Genomic DNA, 19449 nt, shown 5'->3' with positions numbered 1-19449 from the left:
ATGGCAAAAATTATATTAATTACCCATCAAAAAGGTGGTGTAGGCAAAAGCACCTTGACTTTTAATTTGGCACAAAATTTAAGTGAACATTCCAAGGTTGCTATTTTAGACATGGATGTTCAAGGGAGTTTAGCTCAAATTTCCAATATGGTAGAGTCTTTTGAAATTACTACGAACCAAAATATCTTAACCGAAAACGAGGAATTGGATTTTGTCTTTGTAGACACCCCTCCGTATCTATCAAAACAACTAAAATCACTGTTACAAGCAGCAGATTTAATCTTAATCCCAACCAAAGCCGGTATTCTGGACCTTTTAGCAATTGATAGCTCCATCAGCCTAATAGCAGAGCAAGGAAAAGAAACTAATAGTATGATTGTCTTAAACATGATTAAGCCAAATACCACTCTTACCGACGATACTCTTAAAAGTCTACGGACGTATAATATAAAAATAGCTAAGACTAAAATTAGCGACTTAGTGGCATTCACCAGATCTACCTTATTAAAAGGGGTTTTGGAAAACAATAAGGCCCAAAAACAAATGGATAACTTAACAAAAGAAGTTTTGACTTCACTTTTATAATTCTACAATTATATAAATATAGAACGGTATAATACTATAAAACTATATTATGGCAAAATCAGAATTTGATAGTTTGATAGCCCAAGCAAGGGCTTCTCAAACTAAGAAAACCATTCAAAAAATTGTTCCTGAGAAGGTAAAATCAAGTAATGAAAAACAATTTTCCTTTTATATTGACAAGACCATTTTAAGGCAATTAAAATCTAGAGCAATCGAAGAAGACAGAAGCCTTAAAGCCATCATCAACGAGAGCATTCTTAATTACCTAAAGAAACCGAGGTAGAATTTGGATTCCTTTATTTAAATTTGAACTATTAATAATAAACATTTTTATAAGGAACATATAGAATCATAAAATACAATAGCGTTTCGCTTTTGATTTGGGACTAGAAAATCGCCAGTTTTAAAGACTACCAATATCAAAGCCAAGACGCCCACGTTATGCGTGGGCTGTTCTTGTTTGGTAGTCTGGGTGTCTGGCGATACCTCTGGTTCCTTCAGGTTCAGTTCCACGCTTTTTTATGGAAGAAAAATACCAGATAGAATTAGTGCTTAATGATAATTTAAGCCTACAAGAACTTGAAATAACGAATCGATATTGGTTTATAGAAAATGGAAAATTTAAAGAAACACCGTCTAATATAGGGAGCGAATTCGGTTTGAGGTCTTTTGAAATTTCAACTATAGCAAGAAACGGTTCTTATTTGATTATTACTAAAGATTGTTCTAATTGTAAGTTAGAACAGGAATTAAAAGCTGATTCCATAACCCTAGCAAGGACTTATTTAAAACCTTCATGGAAATGTACTACGTGCTTAAAAAAAATTGAACAAGCTGAATTCGACAGACTAAAAGAAGAAAAGTTTCTTACCCAAGAAAGAAGGTCTAATAAGTTCGTTCAGGCAATAGAAGCGAAAGCTTGGTATAAATTCAATAGAAGCGAATTAAAGTTGCTAATTCAAATGCTACAAGCTCCTTCTACCAAGCATTTAATTAAGCAATTGATAGAACTGAAAGAAAAAAAATTTTGGAGTATTTTGCATAGAGCCAATGAATATGGCCTTGTTGACCTAGTAAAAAACAGTAAAAATTACATAATTCAACTTTACCCACTGTATAACCTTGAAGAACATGTAAAACCCTATATGGAAGTAGCAAAAGAACTTCCTAATCCAACTAAGAAAGAACATTCAAGGATAAGTTTTAGAATGCTCAAAAACAAGAATCATAGCTCAGCAGATGACCCTTTAAATATAGGCGTTATTGTATTAGAAGATGATGTAGTATTGAAAGCAGGAGAACCTCTTTCATATGCTCTTTTTCCTAGAGAGAATGGAGATGTTCACCTATCAATTACTCCTTCAGATAAGATTGTAAAATATAAGAATTTGCCGCGCACAGGAGGCCCAAAGCATATAGGAGATATCATTAATAGGTGAATGCCTTAAATATTGTAGATATCAAACTAAATCAATTAGTCAAATCACGTAGAACATTTTTTAAACAGCCAGGAGTATTGCAAGCCAGCGGGTTCGATTAAAACTTATTCCAACCTTTATTATTTCTATCTGTTTGAAACATAATAATTTCCATAACTCGGCTCGGTTGTATTTCATAATCAAAGTGCTTAGCAATTTTCTGATGTAATCTACTATAGTCGTCCATTGAAGATATGTCCTTTACGCTCTCTAGATATTTAATATATGTACTTATATTATTAATACCGTAGCTCGTAGGCTTACCTGTAATATACCTATGAATTCTACTGTCCCATATAGCATACGTTTTAGGATTCAAAAAATGTAGTAGTTTAGAAGCACCGACTAAAGAGTTATTTATATATTCTTTAATTATTTTAATTTCTTCCAAATTAACCTCTCCCCCATCTCGTGCTTTGGATAAGATAGTCAGTAATTTATCTTTATTTTTTAAATTGATGTTCACCATCGTGGGCATAGAGCCATATATTATTTGAGCATATATAATGAGGTGAGATTCTTGTAGTATACGCGCTTCTTGAAAAAAAGATAATATTTCAAAATAAGATTTTTTGTATACATAAGAGTCGAACACATCAAAATCGATTGCATCTTTCTCCAGTCTATTCAGGGTCAATCCATTCATAGGATTAAACTTAACAATAAAGGTTAGAAATAATATATTTAAATTCAATAAATTAGCTCTATGTGTTATTCTAAAAGCCTTACTAAACCTGAAGAAGTTGTTGAAGATCATTTTGAAAGGGAATTTGAAGTGCCCCTACTATATGAGCCCTACTATTATATATCTGGTTTTCAACATCCGAATGTTTACATAATTGCACAGGACGACTCCAAGGTAATTTGGCCAGCCATGTGGGGATTAATTCCCGAATTTGCAATGGACTATGCAGATGAGTTTAGAGCCAAAGCAAACACATTAAATGCCAAGGGAGAGACCATATTTAACACTCGCTCCTTTAAAGACTCTGTAGAAAATCAACGGTGTCTTGTCATAGCAGATGGATTCTACGAATCTCATCATTATAATGGCACATCTTACCCGCATTACTGCAAATTAAAAGACCATGCGCTATTTACGTTTGCAGGCATCTACACCAAACTAGATGAAGAACTGTATACTTGTTCAATTCTTACTATTGAAGCAAACAATTTTTTTTCTGAAATAAATAATAAGAAAAAACGTATGCCTTTGGTATTGGACAATGAATTTCAAGAAGAATGGTTACGTAGTGATTTAAATGAAAAACACATTAAAGAGCTCATCAATTCAGGTTTTACTACTGATGACTTTGAAGCCTATCCGGTTACAAGAAATCTTTATTCGAAAAATTTTAATCAAAACTCTGTAGAAGCAATAAGAAAAGTCGTTTATCCCGAACTGGGCCAGCAACAAAGTTTGTTCTAGATATTATAATTTAAAGGTGCATCGTACTGGGGAATAAAATCTACTTTATTCTAGTTCTCGGCAATCCAATTTCATGCTCTTGAGGATATGGCGCGCGATGCGTGGTACTCCTATCTTCTCTTAATCTCTCATGTACTTTATAATCCCTATCCGTACCGGTTTGATATCTAGGATCGGGGACAAAGGGCATCTTTTCCATTTTTGAAATTACGACCGTTGGAAAGTGAAAATCTACCTCTACCCTTCCTAACAGAAGATAGCAGCCACCACCTTTAAATGGATATTTCTTTAATGTGTTAGCGAAATGCGCGGTATCAAAGTAATCTCCGTTGTTATCTATCCAGGTTCCAAAATACATATTACCCTGTTTTGTAGGCACTTGCTTGGTAGAAACCAAATAGGCCAACATACGTACCGTTTTTTTATAATTATCAAGTAACTGCACGTTCATGATATCACCTCGGTATTTGGTTTTTAAAAGATCAAAAGGAGAAAGTGAAACCGAGAATCCTAAGATTTCAATTTCATCGAATGCATCCTCTACTATATTTCGGTGCATTACTGGAAATTGGTATTCCTGCAATGGCTCCTCTATAAGTAATGTGGGTGATTTTTCCACTTTTCTGGATTCCAGTAGTTTGGCAATAATTACCAAATCGCTCTTAGTTTTGCCGGTGAACCGGAAAGCTCCAATGAATATTAAGGTAACCAGGGTCTCCCCCCCTATACCAGTTCTTGATAAAAAATCTTCCAAGGAGTTAAAATCTCCATTGGTCATTCTTTCTTCGACCAGATGAACATACAGTTTTTCGTCCATAGATTTTATGAGATTAAAACCAAGATAAATATCTGTACCCTTCAATATTGTTTCCACATCGCTATTGTTCACGCAGGGGACATGAACTGTTCCTCCAGAGCGCTTGGCTTCATGTATATAAATTTCCGCCCGATAAAACCCGCCTCCATTGTTTATTGCACATACCATGAATTCTATGCCATAATAGGTTTTTAGATAGAGACTCTGATAACTTTCAACAGCATAGGATGCAGAATGGGCCTTACAGAAAGAGTACCCAGCAAAGCTTTCAATCTGACGAAAAACTTCAAGACTTAATTGCTCTTTATGACCAAGTTGTTTGCAAGATTCTAAAAATTTGTATTTAAGACTTTCTATTTCTTTTTTAGATCGTGATTTACCACTTATCGCCCTTCGTAGAATGTCTCCGTAAGATGGCTCCAGTCCCCCATAATGAAGTGCAATTTTTATTACATCTTCTTGATATACCATAATCCCGTAAGTATCTCCCAGGAACTCTTCGAATACGTCATGAAAATACTCGAAGCTATTTGGATTGTTATGCCGATATATATATTCCTTCATCATACCACTTTTAGCAACACCGGGACGAATAATACTTGATGCAGCTACCAAGGTCTGATAATCATTACATTTTAACCTTCTTAGAAGTCCGCGCATGGCGGGACTTTCAATGTAGAAGCAGCCCAGAGTATTTCCGATCTGAAGATTGGCATTACACTGGGGATCTCTTTTAAAATTATCTATTTCACTTATATCAACACTTATTCCTCTGTTCCGTTTGAGCAGTTCAACGGTGCTCGATATTGTTCCTAAACCCCGTTGACTTAGGATATCAAATTTCTCGAAACCTATATCTTCAGCAATATGCATATCAAACTGGACTATGGGAAAGCCTTTTGGTTTTATCTCAAGAGCTGAAAAATTTGTTATAGGTTCTTCGGATATGATTACACCACATGCATGCATACTTCTTTGATTGGGAAACCCGATAAGCATGGAACCCAATTCTGCAACACGGGCAACGATTGAATCAGTTCCGGCAGATTGTGGGCCATTTCTTGATAAAGCATCCAACTCCGATTTTTGAAGACCATAGACCTTCCCGAGTTCCCTCATAATAGACCTATGCTTGAATTCTACAATCGTACCGCAAAAAGCTACATGTCCCGGAGAAAATCTTTTAAAAATATAATCCAAGATTTCATCTCGTTCCTGCCAAGACCAGTCAATATCAAAATCTGGAGGACTTTTCCGGTTTTCGTTCAAGAACCGTTCAAAGTAGAGATCAAGTTCCAATGGACAGATATCCGTAATGCCAAGAGCGTAACTTACGATACTATTGGCACCACTCCCCCGGCCAACATGCATAAATCCGCGGCTTTGACTATATCTTACAATATCCCATGTGATTAAAAAATATCCCGTGAAATTAAGTTCCCCGATGACCTTCAGCTCCTTTTCCATACGAATCTTGGCTTCCCTATTTTTAGCACCATAACGCCTTATAATTCCATCTTTGGCCAATTGGCCCAATAACAACATATCACCGGATTTACTGCCAGTGTAGAGCTTCTTGTTACGTGGTACGGTAAAATCAAAATCGAAACTACATTGTGCGGCCAGTTTTTCCGCATTGCGGATTATGCCAGAATATCTTGAAAACTGTTTTTCCAAGAATATCGTAGTATCCATTATCTCAGAACTGTCACAGTGAGAATGCCTTTGTAACTGGGACAATAGAATATTATGGTCGATACATCTTAAAGCTTTGTGTAGCTCATATTCATCTTCGTTACGAATCGTAACGGACTGAAAAGCAATAGTCTTTTTTAATAGTTTTTGATATATAGGCTTGATCAACTGAGTCGTTTCATGCCCGTTAACCCCAAGATATTCGTTCTTTTCCAAACTTACGGGTGTATTGGAAATGGGATATATGATAAATGCATTCTTAAATCTTGGTGCAATAGTTGGCAACTCTCTATTACCAAGATTATGTTCGGTGAAGAATTTACATAACTCGCCAATTCCCTTGGTATTCTTGGCAAGTCCGGTATATAATTTTTCGTCCCCCCTACGGAATTCAATACCTACAATAGGTTTAATTTTCCTTTCTCCGCACATTCTAACAAAATCGTATATACCCGTTACCGTATTGATATCGGTAAGGCCCAGGGTGGTTACTCCCTTACTTGCGGCCATATCCACAAGCTCGTTTAAGGGAATTGTTCCATATCGTAAACTATGATAAGAATGGCAGTTTAGAAATGTTTTCATTTGTTTCGGTAGTTTTGAAACGCCGAAGAGGAACCTATAGAATCCACTCCGTACTTTTTACGTATCGAATCCAGCGCATGGTATAGGGACAACATTTCACCCGTATCCTCAAATAGATTGATTTGATGTGCACCGGACACTATATCAGTAAAGCGGATGCCCACTTTTATTAGACGCATTCTTCTGTGGTATAATTTGGAAAAGAGTAACCGTACCTCTTTTTTTAGAATGTGATCTAATGATGTATACGAGATTCTGGAATGCTTTGTTTCGGTATCAAGATTATTGTATTTAACCTTCACAATAACCTTCGCCGTTACCAAGTTGTCCTGTCTAAGCTTGAATGCCAGTTGTTCTACCATAGCCATCAGCTGGGCACTTATACTATGAACATCTATACAATCCATCTCGAAAACATGCTCCATATAGACCGCCTGTTTTTCTTTATACGGCTTAACAGGTTCTCTATCAATTCCATTTGCATGCTGCCAAATGACATTGCCACGTTTACCCAACATTTTTTGCAGAACCGATGAGGGCATTTGTGCAACTTTTGCTACTTGACGAATACCTATTCTCGATAATAATTGAAAAGTAGCGTCACCTATATTCGGTAATCTTTGAATGGGCAAGGGGTTTAAAAAACTTTGAACGTTTTGCTGCTCCAAAAGTCTGGGCATATTTGGCGAGGAATCGACAGCTCCTATTTTTGAAACCGTTTTGTTAACGGAAAGGGCCCAAGATGGGTCTAGGCCGGAATTTTTAGAAATTAGAGTCGACAGCTCTTTCGTCCAGTCATAACAACCAAAGAAACGGTCCATTCCGGTTATATCTAAATAAAACGAATGAATGGATGACTTTTCAACTACGGGCGCATGCTCTTTTATTATCTCAGTAAGCTCTTTTGATTTGTTTGAATACGAACCATAATCCCCCTTAAGAACTGTAGCGTTCGGACATAGTTTTAAAGCATAGGCCGTGGGCATTGAAACCCTTACTCCGAACTTCGCAGCTTCTTGTGAACAGGCCGCGACCGTACCCCTATTTGAACCACCACCAATAATAAGCGGCACTTTTTTCAAAGATGAATTGGCCAACCGCTCGCATTCAATATAATAATCATGCATATCCATGTGTACTATCGCCCTTTTCATATAATCAAGAAGCTTTTTCGAAATTTCGTGATATTCGGATTTCCATCTGCCTGACTAATATTTTTTCAGCCTCGTAATAAAATCCCTCTATAAGTTCCGCTTCGTATTTGGCAAATCGCTCTGCTATATCGGTTTTTAATCCAAATAATTCTACGCGGCACATTATAGAACCATTCATTGCATAATAAGTTTCAACAATTATCTTCTCGAATGGATATTTTACTAGTCGATACTCGATCAGTATCTTAATTTCATGTTCTAGTTTTATCAGATTTGGGTAGTCTAAAATCATATATACTCTTGGTTGTGGATTTATTCCAAAATTATGGATTATTTCCATTTGTTATAGTATTTTTACCGTACGAAATATAACTTTAACGAAATGGACTATGTAGTCGTTGATATCGAAACAGCTGGAAAAGGCATCAGAAACAACCGTATCACGGAGATTTGTATCGTTCGGATGAATGAGGATAAAATATTGGATAAATTTGTTTCTTTGGTAAATCCACAAGTACGCATTCCAAACTTTATAACAGGACTTACCGGCATCGATGACGATATGGTCAGGACAGCTCCCGTATTTGAAGAGATTGCAGAGAAAATCGTCAATATTACTGAGGACGCTGTATTTGTAGCTCATAACGTTACATTTGATTACTCGGTATTACGTTCGGAATTTCGACACCTTGGCTATAATTTTAATCGTAAAAAATTGTGCACGGTTCGTCTTGCCCGTAAATTGGTGCCAGGAAAACTATCCTACAGTCTGGGTCGCCTTTGTTCAACCTTGAGCATACCTCTTATTGACCGACATAGAGCCGAAGGTGATACGGATGCCACTGTTATACTCTTTCAGCGGTTGATGAGTTTGGATGAGAACGGTATCGTTTTCGACTCCTTCCTTAATTCAAGGAAAACTGGCTTAGCACCGAATATAGATAGGGAAATCATAGGAAACCTTCCGCAGCGCCCTGGTGTTTATTATTTTAAAGACCCTCAAGGTAAAATCATATACGTTGGTAAGGCCATTCGAATAAGGGAACGGGTCTTAAGTCATTTTTACGACAAAAAAAATAAGGAGTACGACCTCTGTCAAGCAACCGCCACAGTAGACTTTCTAGAGACAGGGAACGAGCTTATTGCACTATTATTGGAGGCTGATGAGATACAGAACCATTATCCGAAATATAATGTTGCACAAAAGAAATTAAGGGCGCCCTATTGTATAGTGCACTACACCAACCGTAAAGGCATCATTCAATTTGCCTTGGACAGAAAGTCGGCATCTGATTTGGGAGCGGTCACATATTACAAACGTGAAGAAGCGATTGTGAAACTAAAGCAAATTTGTGAAGAGTTTTTATTGTGCCCTAGGTTTACCGGTCTACAAAGTAGTAAAGAGAGTTGCTCCCATTATAGCATACAAGACTGCAATAAAGTATGTGAAGGAAAGGAATCCGTAGCCCTTTACAATGTACGCGCCAAAAGAGCAATTTTAGAGCTTCATAAGAACAGGGAACATTATGCTATTGTTTGTAAGGGCCGAGTAGAACAGGAACATGGGTTTGTGCTTGTAAAAGATAGCCTCTATCAAGGTTATGGATTCTTTGATAAAGATCAAAGCATTCAGGATCTCGAAGATTTGGAGCCATTTTTAATTAGAAAGAAAAACACTTACCATACCATGCGAATCATCACCAGCTATTTAAACGCTAACCCAAAATCCATTAAAATTATGGCACCCGAGGCAATTTCTATCTGATAAGAAGAACGAAATGCCCATTGAGCCCTAAAAATGTTAAAACATTTTTTTATCTAAGCATAACGTTTAATAAAAGAAAAATAGCTTTGAAGACCCACACAAAAGCGGTGATGAGTACAAAATATACTATTATTAAAATATGAATATTCAAGATACACTTAACGACGGTCAAAGAAAAGCAGTACGGTATGATGGCGATCACCTGTTGGTACTTGCCGGTGCGGGAACCGGAAAAACAAAGACTATAATAGCTAGAACGGCTTATCTTATAGAATCAGGAACGGACCCGGCCAAAATACAGATACTTACATTTACCAAAAAAGCTGCGAATGAAATTGTTGAAAGGGTCAAAGCCACCCTCCCCAAAACCGATGGCAACTTGTTGAGCGGTGCAACTTTTCACTCTTGGTGCAACCAGTTAATTGTGCGGTATCCAAACTTGTTCGGAGCTGCGGCATATACCGTAGTAGACCCGGACGATCAGCTCAGTATTATGAAAATGGTTTGTGGAAATCAGAATCTGGATTTTGGAAAGCTCCGTATTAAACCACAACAATTAATTGACATCTATTCATTGGCTAGAAATACCAAAAAAAATTTAACGGAAAGCTTGCGCTCCAAATTATTCAAGAATAGAAAAGATGCTGATACTGACTACGAAATTTCTACCATTAAGCCCAATGTAGAAAACATCTTAAGGGCATACCAAACCAAAAAAACCGAACAGCGGTATTTAGATTATGATGACCTACTACTAGTTGTCTCCACCCAGTTAAGAGCTAATCCGGAAGCCGGAAATATTCTTTCGCAACATTTGGATTATCTCTTGGTAGATGAAATGCAGGATACCAACCCCTTACAATGGGATTTGTTAGATCCGTTTGTCAACATTTGCAAGCTCTTTTGCGTGGGAGACGATGCGCAATCCATATATTCTTTTAGGGGTGCAGATTTTAAGAATGTACACCTATTTAAAGAACGGGTACCCAATTCAGAGGTTTATAAGTTGGAAAAGAATTACCGTTCAACTCAAGAGATACTGGACTTATCCAATTGGCTTTTGGAAAAATCTCCGATAGATTACAAGAAAATTTTAAAATCCAATAGGGGTTCGGGAGAATTACCCCTATTGGTAAACGTGAGCGACGAGTGGCAAGAGGCCAACTGGGTAGCGGATGAAGTATTAAAAAATTTCACCCATAAGAACCGTACTTTTTCAGATCACTTAATCTTGGCGCGCTCGCAGTATTACTCAAAAACTTTACAGGCAGTATTTATAAGAAGAAAAATTCCGTACGTTACCTATGGCGGCCGCAAATTTATGCAAGCGGCCCACATTAAGGATTTGGTTTCCTTACTTCGTATAGTTAACAACCCATATGACGAAATTGCATGGATGCGATTCTTGACTTTTCAAGAGGGTGTTGGCGAAGTAAGGGCTTCACGAATACTTCATAAGGTGATTGAAAATGTAGATACAGAGGATATTCCCAGCATTTTAGAAAATGCCATGCCGGGAGAAGATGGTAGTAAGATAGCTAAGCTCTACGAATCCATAAAATCCGAAAGTGATGTTGGCCAAATGGTGGATACCGCTTATGAGGCCATGTCCTTAGGATTGGCATTTAGATATAGGAGAGATTGGAACGAGAAGCGAAAAGGTGACTTTCCGGTTCTTAAACTTTTGGCAAAGAGCTATCCGACCCTTGGCGAATTTATTGGAGAAGGCTTATTAGATAATTCCGAAAACATGAATGGGACGAACGTTCTTAGCGAATCTAAATTAAATACAGCAGAAACTAAAGATCATGTTATAATTTCCACAATTCATTCGGCAAAAGGACTGGAAGCCGATGTCTGCATCGTCCTGAATGTTTCTCCAAAGGCTTTTCCATCCTCATGGTCTCTTGACAATCTTGATGAGATAGAGGAAGATCGACGTGTACTTTATGTAGCACTCACCAGAGCAAAGAACAGATTGATCATGACCCGCAATACATCTTCCATAACAGCAGCCCACCAACGAACTGTTCCTAGCAATTTGAACCAAAGGACCGATGATATGGATACCTATTTCCTTAGCGAACTTCCTGAAAATCTCACTAAGCAAATAGTAGTCGAACATAAATTCGGAAAGGTAAAAGATGCGGTTACACCTAATAAAATAGACCTGTCCTCAGGGATGGATTTTAGTTGATGAATTTAATGAATATCGATTTTATGTAGTGTTAAACGCTAATTCCGTAATGAACTTCGTTATTGTATAATAAACTTCAACCTGCTAATGATTAATTAATGCCCTTTATAAATTAACTGACTTTTCAATAGAATTTAGCCCGGGAATTATTGGCACTTTATAACCTTCATTACACGATTATATTCAGACGAATTAATCCAGGTACTAGTATAATAACTTAATTCTATGTAACTGATAGCATAATCCAGCCAATCATTTAGAACTAGACTCCGTATGACCTGCAAAACTGTCTCTAATTTACCTTGCCTACACTTGATGTTTAATTCCAAAATAATTCTTGCCGTAGATAAGAACCCTTACAACTTCTTGATATAAAAAATTTAAATTAGTGATAGAGAATATTAAGAACATTAGCCTTCGTATTTTCAGACTTCATCTAAATAGCCTCAGTATTAGATTTCCCAAAACCGTTACAGGTTTATTGTATTTCGTTAAATACACAATAACTAATGATCTACTTTTAAATGAGAAAAAAATGCTCTTTCACTAATAAAAGTTTTATGATCGATTATAACATAATTAGCCCGTTAGCATACGCCGATGACGATGATGATGATAGAATGTTCTTTCAGGAGGCCATACAAGAAATCTTTCCGGACATTAGGATGAAATTATTCTCTAATGGTAAGCTATTACTAGCTTATATAGTGTCTAGTTTATCCGAAGAAAACCTTCCCAGACTGATTTTTTTGGATTTAAATATGCCAGTTATGAATGGTATAGAATGCCTGCTAGAATTGAAAAAAAACATATCTACAACGAATATTCCAATTGTTATTTTTACAACTTCGTCCTACGAAGGTGATAGACTAAAATTAAAGGATATGGGTGTAAATTATTTTTTCACAAAAGAAACTTCCTTTGAAAAAATACAATTACAATTAAAGAATATTATTGATACCTTTTGTCAAAATAAGTCCTACAGCAATAATTAAATTATTCATGCCGCTGATTCATTGGCGTCAAGTTTAATAATATTTCTTACTTTTCTCCACAAACTTTCAGATTCCATGGCACTCCTATCTAATTTTCCGAGTACGTTGCTCAACTCGAGGTTTTTAGTATTGCCTTGAATTACCACCTCCAATTCTCCTTCATCGCTTATAGTCGCCATTGCCCACTCATCAAATTCCCTCTTTATTTTAAATCCTCGCCACATCACCTGAATATCTTTATGCCGTCTATCATTACAGATATTCTTAAACAATGTTAAGACTTCTTTTTTCGGACCTTCAATAATTTGAAAAAATATGTTTCTATGAAAAATAATGCTGCCTGTTATTTTGAACTTAGGATTAAATTCCCTTGCTATATTGATGATTTCATCCACATTTTTAACTGTTAGCGAATCTTCGGCCAACGAGCGGTAACTAATATCATACAACAAATTAGCATCTTCATAACTTTTCCTATACGCACTAGGGGTATTACCGAATGTATCCAAAAATATCTTTGAAAAATAGCTTTTACTTTGATATCCTACGGCAAAGCAGATTTCGGAAATATTCATTTCCGTAGAATGCATTAACTCCTTACTATGCTCCAAACGTAGCCTTGTAAGATATTCGTTTGCCGAGTAACCGTAGAGAAAACGAATACCCGATTGTAGTTTCTTAGGGGAAATTCTTAAGTGTAGACTGATTTCATCTATGGAGATTTTCTCCGAAATATTTGAAAGTATATATTCTCCGATATTGGTAATTCTAGAAAGCTTGGATTTAGTCAATGCAGGCTTAAAATTATGCGTACTGCTATCGTGGGCGTGCGCTTCTATTTGAGAGCCAAGCATTCTTAAGATAGCCCCTTCAGTAATCAACCTACCAGTAATATCGGTTCTTTTATTTTTAAGAACTATATCCGCATATGTACCAATTCTAGCATCTATATTGCCAAAATATCTATACGGGTCACTGTCGCCCTTAAGTTTGAAGCTCTCTGCTAAATCGCTTACCAGCTTAAGTTTACTAGCGACTTTACTCTCATTTAACAATTTTGGATTGATTATGATGTAACAACATTTATAGGAGATATTCTTGGGAATAACAAATTCCGAACTACTATTCGGTTTGCTAATAATGACAAAATTTTGTCCTTGCTGTATTTTTTTATAATCAACCTCCTCAGGAAATTTTTGTAGCTGATAACCGGAGACATTATACCCGAAGTAATAAGGCCTATCTTCCATAAACCTCATATCTATGACCAAATCCTTGTTGAAATTGATATTGTATATCCACGCAGTTAAACCTGGCATAAGCTCATATAAGCTAATATACCCAACACCATGATTATTGTCGATGGTCATTTTGGCAGCTCCTAAGTTTTCTATTAAATCACCATCATATCCGTCCAAAAATTATCGTTTAGCACTTAGGAAAAACATAACACCTATTTAAATTCGCATTGATTAGTAAGTTCAGGGCCATATAAAGTTTAAACAATAAGATTATGAAATGGGAAGGTAGACGTAGAAGCTCAAACGTTGAAGATCAAAGAGGGAAGTCCAGTGGGCGAAGTGGGTCTGGCGGGTTCAATCCTATGTTACTGGCCCCATTGATTAAATTTCTATTTTCCAAAACAGGATTAATTATTGCTGGTTTAGTAATCCTTTTCTCAGTCGTTACAGGGTATAACCCTCTAAACTTAATTGCTAATTTCTTTTCAGACACAAATAACCAAGTTGTTAGTAGCCAACCGTATGAAGGTTCTGAGCATGAGAACGAACAAGCCCAATTTAGCGCAACCATATTAGCAAGTACGGAAGACGTCTGGAAAAATATAATAAGTGGCTATAGAGAGCCTACCTTGGTGCTATATTCAGGATATGTCAATTCAGCATGTGGCTCGGCATCAAGTGCAACTGGTCCATTTTACTGTCCAAGAGACGAAAAATTATACCTTGATCTTACATTTTTTCAAGATATGGAAAACCGAATGAATGCGCCCGGCGACTTTGCACAAGCGTATGTTATAGCTCATGAAGTTGGCCACCACATTCAGAAACTAAACGGAACCATGGATAAGGTAAACAGTCTAAGGGGAAAAATTAGTGAAGTTGAATTCAATAAATTATCTGTTAGGCTTGAACTACAGGCCGATTTTTTAGCCGGAGTTTGGGCACACCATATGCAGCGCACAGCACAGATATTAGAACAGGGCGATTTTGAAGAAGCCATGAACGCTGCAAATGCCATAGGCGATGATCGCTTACAAAGGCAGTCTACCGGTAAGGTGGTTCCGGATGCCTTTACGCACGGCACGTCCGAACAACGTATGAGATGGTTTAAAAAAGGATTTACTACCGGAGATATATCTCAGGGCGATACTTTTAATGCTGAATCGTTATAACTAAAATTACAGAACTATACTTTAATCGACAAAAATCTGTAGTAACTGGAATTCGTTCAATTATGTACTAAAACTTAGCTCCAGAACCCTTTAATTCTTTTAAATCGTTAATTGAAGACAAAATAGAATAGCCCAGACAACTACCAAAACTGTTAACAAAGTTGTCCTACGTAAAAGTCTGTCAAACTTCCCATTCATTGATTTTTCAAAGCAATCTAACTTGTCAAGTACTTTTTGCATGCTATTCTGGCTTTTTAGAATTTTTCAATCTAAGTTAGAATGATTCTTTATTAATTCAAATAAAACTTCTGCAAGCATTTATTTATAAAACAAGTAGTCCGCTGAGCATCCCCCGAAAATAGGGCAGTAAGTTAAGTTCTCAAAAAGAAACCTTATCTTTCTCAGCCGCACAAAATTCTCGTTAAGTCATTTTATTCCTTATCTCAAATCTTTGTTTACTTCCATGCGATAAGCTTCCCTCGCACTTCATAGTATTAGTTTTGGTAAGATTTGGGTTTTGATTCTAACCCATATTGAATGTTTATAATAGCTATTGCCCTTTGTTCATCAAATACCCTCTGTATTTCTCTTTGCGGAGATAATATCGTTAATTGAGTTCTTACTATCTGGGCCATTCCATCCACTATTAATTTTCCTCAATAGACCGGTTTTTGTCCTTTCCCTGTGATGCGCGTGAAGTTGAAGCGCATCTTGTATTATTTCATCTATATTTATAAAAGCTCCCGATAATATTAATTTTTCTATATACTCCTTGCCCTCCCCTTTAAGTTTAATATTCATTTTTTAAATTTAAATGATGTATATCAATTTACCTTCAGATGATTACCTAAATATACAAACTCTATTACGACTACAGATATCTGTAATTATAGAATTATATAAATGTATAACTTGTGAGCAATCTGATAATTTCGCTTATGATGTATCATAATATCTAAAGGTCAAAACTTAAACTTAATTAAGAGGCTAACTCTAGACTTAAGATTATGTAATTGTATAATTATAGAATTGTATATTTATTCTCACAAAAACGAAGTTCCCCTAATAAGTACCATAATGGAGTTTTAGTAATATTAAGGTAGACCATCTCAATGAATACGAATTTCAGTTTTTTAGAACAGCAATATCCTAGCCTTTTCGCCATAAGCGAACTTTCAGAAAAATTAATTTATATAGACCCTAGTTCATCTCTTTCTAAATCTAGGTTGTTTTCTGAGAAACTTAGTCAACTAGTTTGGGAATTTGAAGAATTAGGCGACTTTATGGGGACTCAGAATGACCGTATTTATAGGTTGTCTTCGCTAAATATTGCACCAGATATTATTACAAGCATTCTACATACGGTACGTAAATCTGGAAATCAAGCCAGCCATGATGGTACCGGCACTTTTCCGCAAGCTCATTTCATTCTAAAAAAGTGCTTTCAATTAGCAAAATGGTTTTATGAAACCTATGAGCAAGATTATATAGAAATAAATACTTATACCCTACCTGAGAAGGAAGATACCGCATCTGATGAACTCAGTGAGAAATTAGAAAAGCTTTCTAAAGAGTTTACCGATTATAAAAATAAAATAGCAGAGCTTAATAAAAACAAAGAAGAAGTAACGGCACGTAAGCAAAGAAGTGATGCTCGTGCAAAGAATCTTGACCTTAGTGAAGAAGATACCAGACTAACCCTTATTGATCCCAAACTAGTCGAAGCAGGTTGGGAATGTGATACTTTACATCTCAATTACAAGAAAAACAAAACCCTTCCTCAAAAAGGTAGAAATATCGCAATTGCTGAATGGCCCTGTGATGGCAAATGGGCGGACTATGCTTTGTTTGTGGGAACAAAACTATACGGTATTGTAGAGGCTAAAAAATACGCTAGTGATATTTCAACAGACTTAAGACAGTCGGATATTTACGCAAAACGCATTTCCGCGGATGACAATTTTGAAACCTTAGGGGAATGGCATGATTACAAAGTACCATTTTTGTTTTCAACTAACGGGCGTGAGTTTCTAGAACAGATTAAAACCAAAAGCGGTATTTGGTTTTTAGATGTACGTAAAGAAAGAAATAGAGCTTTCCCAATTAGAGGTTGGTTTTCACCAAATGGCTTGGTAGAACTATATGAACGTGACATAGATGCCGAAAACGAAAAGCTAGAACAGAGCGATTACGATTATTTACAAGATAAAAATGGTTTAAGTCTACGTGACTATCAAATAGATGCGATACAAAGTGTTGAAAGGAATATCAGAACAAACTTTGATGAAAATCGTTCTCTTTTGGTCATGGCAACGGGAACCGGTAAAACCAGAACCGTTATTGGACTTTCGTACCGATTGATAAAAGCCAATCGTTTTAAGCGGATATTATTTTTAACCGATAGGAAATTATTAGCACAACAGGCTTTTGGAAGCTATCAAGATGTTAAGATAGAACGCATTAACACCTTTGCGGATGTCTATAAAATGGAATACGTGAAAACGCTGATTCCTGATTCAGAAACTCGTTTGCATTTTGCTACCGTACAAAGTATGGTAAAGCGGCTGTTTTATGGTGATAACGAACTGCCTATTGACACTTATGATTGTATTATCATTGATGAAGCCCACCGTGGTTACAATCTGGATAAAGAGCTCGATGAAGAAGATTTGGAGTTCAAAAATCAAGATGATTATGTTAGCCAGTACAAGAAAGTTATAGAATATTTCAATGCCTATATAATAGGTTTAACTGCAACACCTGCATTACATACCACTGAAATTTTTGGCAAACCGGTTTATTCGTATTCGTATCGCCAGGCTGTTATTGACGGGTATTTGGCGGACCATCAACCTCCATACCGTATAAAGACAAGATTGAGCGAAGAAGGAATACTTTGGAAAAAGGGTGAACGCCCTAAAGTATTTAATCCGGAAACCAATAGCATTGAAGAACTTGCCGAATTGGAAGATGACCTATTGGTAGAAATTGAGCAGTTCAATAAGCTGGTCATCACTCCTGATTTTAATAGAGTCGTATTAAAAGAATTGGTGCAACATCTAGATCCGGATAGCGATGAAAAAACCTTGATTTTTGCCGTTCGTGATTCACATGCAGATATGATTGTGGCAATGCTTTATGAAGAGTTCGAAAAAATAGGACTTGAAGTGCCCCAAAATGCTATCAGGAAAATAACAGGGGCAGCGTATGACCCTGAGCAACTGACCAAGGAATTTAAGAACGAGAAATTTCCGAACATTGCGGTTACGGTAGATTTATTGACTACGGGCATAGATGTTCCTAAAATTTGCAACTTGGTATTTATGCGCCGGGTAGGTTCTAGAATTTTATATGAACAAATGATTGGTCGTGCTACCCGTCTATGTGAAGAGATTGGCAAAGAGGACTTTAAGATATTCGATGCTGTAAGGGTTCATGAAGCTTTACAGGATTACACGCAAATGAAACCGGTTTCTGACCCGTCTACTACATTTACGCAATTGGTGAATGAACTAGATGCTATCGAGTCCGATGAGCGTGCCAAATCTCAAGGAGAGCAACTTATTGCCAAGTTACAGCTCAAACGCCGTAAAATTGAAGAAAACAATTTAGAGGAGTTTATTTATATGGCTGGGGGTAAAGAACCTAAAGAAGTCATACAAGCAATTAAAGAAGCTAGTGCACAAGAAGTCAAAACGATTATTAAAGAGTTTAAAGGGCTGTGGAATTATCTTGACACTAAAGTCTACAAACCCAAGCATCAATTATTATCAGACCATAAAGATGAATACTTAGGTACGGAACGCGATTATGGCAAAGCCAAAAAGCCTGAAGATTATATAGAAAATTTTAAAAAATTCTTATTAGAGAATCAAAATAAAATAGCCGCTTTAAAAGTGATTGTTTCTAAACCTAGTACCCTTGATAGAAAGTCACTTAAAGAACTTAGACTGTTATTAGACCAAGAGGGGTTCAATGCAAAAACCTTGAATGCTGCTTGGCACGATGCTAAAAACCAAGATATTGCTGCAGACATTATTGCCTATATTCGTACACTTACCTTAGATGTAGATTTGGTAGGGCATGAAGAACGTGTTCATAGAGCCTTTGAAAAAGTAAGGAGTATGAAAGCATGGAACAAGATTCAGCAAAAATGGCTAGACCGTTTTCAAAAGCAGTTACTAGCAGAAACGGTTCTTACCAAAGAAGATCTGGACAAAGAGCCTTTTAAAGGCGAAGGCGGCTATAACCGCATAAACAAACAATTTGAGCAACAATTAGATGATGTGTTAGAGACCATTAATGCTAATCTTTACGTTGCCTAATCATAAAATAC

At 36.5% G+C, this 19449-nt stretch carries 16 protein-coding genes; 9 read left to right on the top strand and 7 right to left on the bottom strand.

Translation table 11 applies throughout. From position 1 onward, the window contains the following. Both Q4597_RS07110 and Q4597_RS07105 read left to right on the top strand, forming a co-directional pair. Positions 1-585 (top strand): ParA family protein, encoded by a 585-nt coding sequence (locus Q4597_RS07110; protein WP_303405503.1) that lies wholly within the window; start codon positions 1-3, stop codon positions 583-585. Positions 586-634: 49 nt separating this feature from the next. Next, positions 635-868, top strand: a complete 234-nt coding sequence (locus Q4597_RS07105) for a hypothetical protein (protein WP_303405502.1) — start codon at positions 635-637, stop codon at positions 866-868. A 47-nt stretch (positions 869-915) separates the two neighbouring features. Here Q4597_RS07105 and Q4597_RS07100 read toward each other — a convergent pair whose 3' ends face one another. Continuing rightward, complete coding sequence (locus Q4597_RS07100) at positions 916-1098, bottom strand: hypothetical protein (protein ID WP_303405501.1); 183 nt, start codon at positions 1096-1098, stop codon at positions 916-918. 8 nt (positions 1099-1106) lie between these two features. Here Q4597_RS07100 and Q4597_RS07095 point away from each other — a divergent pair, with 8 nt between their 5' ends. Then, positions 1107-2024: a hypothetical protein gene (locus tag Q4597_RS07095; RefSeq protein ID WP_303405499.1), complete on the top strand. Its 918-nt coding sequence runs from the start codon at positions 1107-1109 to the stop codon at positions 2022-2024. 97 nt (positions 2025-2121) lie between these two features. Here the strand turns inward: Q4597_RS07095 and Q4597_RS07090 are convergent, their stop codons facing one another. Then, positions 2122-2709: a hypothetical protein gene (locus tag Q4597_RS07090; protein WP_303405498.1), complete on the bottom strand. Its 588-nt coding sequence runs from the start codon at positions 2707-2709 to the stop codon at positions 2122-2124. A 60-nt stretch (positions 2710-2769) separates the two neighbouring features. On the opposite strand from Q4597_RS07090, the gene Q4597_RS07085 reads away from it, so the two are divergent. Further along, positions 2770-3492: an SOS response-associated peptidase gene (locus Q4597_RS07085; RefSeq protein ID WP_303405497.1), complete on the top strand. Its 723-nt coding sequence runs from the start codon at positions 2770-2772 to the stop codon at positions 3490-3492. A 40-nt stretch (positions 3493-3532) separates the two neighbouring features. On the opposite strand, the gene dnaE is transcribed toward Q4597_RS07085, so the two are convergent. Genes dnaE through Q4597_RS07070 form a run of 3 tightly spaced genes read right to left on the bottom strand, consistent with a single transcriptional unit; the run spans position 3533 to position 8083 of the window. Next, a complete protein-coding gene (gene dnaE, locus Q4597_RS07080; RefSeq protein WP_303405496.1) occupies positions 3533-6589 on the bottom strand; it encodes a DNA polymerase III subunit alpha in 3057 nt (1018 codons plus the stop codon). Beyond that, entirely contained in the window at positions 6586-7743 is a 1158-nt protein-coding gene (locus Q4597_RS07075) for a DNA polymerase IV (RefSeq protein ID WP_303405494.1), read from the bottom strand. Before Q4597_RS07075 ends, dnaE begins: the two co-directional genes overlap by 4 nt. 4 nt (positions 7744-7747) lie before the next feature. After that, on the bottom strand, positions 7748-8083 hold the full coding sequence (locus Q4597_RS07070) for a hypothetical protein (RefSeq protein WP_303405493.1): 336 nt from the start codon (positions 8081-8083) through the stop codon (positions 7748-7750). A gap of 42 nt (positions 8084-8125) precedes the next feature. On the opposite strand from Q4597_RS07070, the gene Q4597_RS07065 reads away from it, so the two are divergent. The 3 genes from Q4597_RS07065 (at position 8126) to Q4597_RS07055 (ending at position 12700) form a co-directional block, all read left to right on the top strand. Further along, the gene (locus tag Q4597_RS07065; protein WP_303405491.1) at positions 8126-9508 is read left to right on the top strand and encodes an exonuclease domain-containing protein; all 1383 of its coding nucleotides are present in this window, start codon (positions 8126-8128) and stop codon (positions 9506-9508) included. A gap of 139 nt (positions 9509-9647) precedes the next feature. Further along, on the top strand, positions 9648-11705 hold the full coding sequence (locus tag Q4597_RS07060) for an ATP-dependent helicase (protein ID WP_303405489.1): 2058 nt from the start codon (positions 9648-9650) through the stop codon (positions 11703-11705). 560 nt (positions 11706-12265) lie between these two features. Further along, entirely contained in the window at positions 12266-12700 is a 435-nt protein-coding gene (locus Q4597_RS07055; RefSeq protein WP_303405488.1) for a response regulator, read from the top strand. 5 nt (positions 12701-12705) lie between these two features. Here Q4597_RS07055 and Q4597_RS07050 read toward each other — a convergent pair whose 3' ends face one another. Continuing rightward, entirely contained in the window at positions 12706-14118 is a 1413-nt protein-coding gene (locus Q4597_RS07050; protein ID WP_303405487.1) for a BLUF domain-containing protein, read from the bottom strand. A gap of 95 nt (positions 14119-14213) precedes the next feature. Between Q4597_RS07050 and Q4597_RS07045 the strand changes: the two genes are divergently transcribed. Then, complete coding sequence (locus Q4597_RS07045; protein ID WP_303405486.1) at positions 14214-15113, top strand: neutral zinc metallopeptidase; 900 nt, start codon at positions 14214-14216, stop codon at positions 15111-15113. A gap of 567 nt (positions 15114-15680) precedes the next feature. Here the strand turns inward: Q4597_RS07045 and Q4597_RS07040 are convergent. Continuing rightward, positions 15681-15914 carry a type II toxin-antitoxin system ParD family antitoxin gene (locus tag Q4597_RS07040; RefSeq protein WP_303405485.1) on the bottom strand — a complete coding sequence of 78 codons (234 nt, stop codon included), beginning with the start codon at positions 15912-15914 and terminating at the stop codon, positions 15681-15683. A gap of 311 nt (positions 15915-16225) precedes the next feature. Here Q4597_RS07040 and hsdR point away from each other — a divergent pair, with 311 nt between their 5' ends. Next, entirely contained in the window at positions 16226-19438 is a 3213-nt protein-coding gene (hsdR, locus tag Q4597_RS07035; protein ID WP_303405484.1) for a type I restriction-modification system endonuclease, read from the top strand. Positions 19439-19449 lie beyond the last annotated feature (11 nt).

Origin of the sequence: Zobellia sp. 1_MG-2023 (genome assembly GCF_030549125.1) — a bacterium.
GTDB lineage: Bacteria > Bacteroidota > Bacteroidia > Flavobacteriales > Flavobacteriaceae > Zobellia > Zobellia russellii.
This window is presented reverse-complemented; position numbering and strand designations above follow the sequence as displayed.

Coding starts and splice junctions, on each gene's coding strand:
- Q4597_RS07070 (WP_303405493.1), bottom strand. CDS start 8,083: ATGGAAATAATCCATAATTTTGGAATAAATCCACAACCAAGAGTATAT.
- dnaE (WP_303405496.1), bottom strand. CDS start 6,589: ATGAAAACATTTCTAAACTGCCATTCTTATCATAGTTTACGATATGGA.
- Q4597_RS07065 (WP_303405491.1), top strand. CDS start 8,126: ATGGACTATGTAGTCGTTGATATCGAAACAGCTGGAAAAGGCATCAGA.
- Q4597_RS07045 (WP_303405486.1), top strand. CDS start 14,214: ATGAAATGGGAAGGTAGACGTAGAAGCTCAAACGTTGAAGATCAAAGA.
- hsdR (WP_303405484.1), top strand. CDS start 16,226: ATGAATACGAATTTCAGTTTTTTAGAACAGCAATATCCTAGCCTTTTC.
- Q4597_RS07090 (WP_303405498.1), bottom strand. CDS start 2,709: ATGAATGGATTGACCCTGAATAGACTGGAGAAAGATGCAATCGATTTT.
- Q4597_RS07040 (WP_303405485.1), bottom strand. CDS start 15,914: ATGAATATTAAACTTAAAGGGGAGGGCAAGGAGTATATAGAAAAATTA.
- Q4597_RS07105 (WP_303405502.1), top strand. CDS start 635: ATGGCAAAATCAGAATTTGATAGTTTGATAGCCCAAGCAAGGGCTTCT.
- Q4597_RS07110 (WP_303405503.1), top strand. CDS start 1: ATGGCAAAAATTATATTAATTACCCATCAAAAAGGTGGTGTAGGCAAA.
- Q4597_RS07060 (WP_303405489.1), top strand. CDS start 9,648: ATGAATATTCAAGATACACTTAACGACGGTCAAAGAAAAGCAGTACGG.
- Q4597_RS07055 (WP_303405488.1), top strand. CDS start 12,266: ATGATCGATTATAACATAATTAGCCCGTTAGCATACGCCGATGACGAT.
- Q4597_RS07075 (WP_303405494.1), bottom strand. CDS start 7,743: ATGAAAAGGGCGATAGTACACATGGATATGCATGATTATTATATTGAA.
- Q4597_RS07085 (WP_303405497.1), top strand. CDS start 2,770: ATGTGTTATTCTAAAAGCCTTACTAAACCTGAAGAAGTTGTTGAAGAT.
- Q4597_RS07095 (WP_303405499.1), top strand. CDS start 1,107: ATGGAAGAAAAATACCAGATAGAATTAGTGCTTAATGATAATTTAAGC.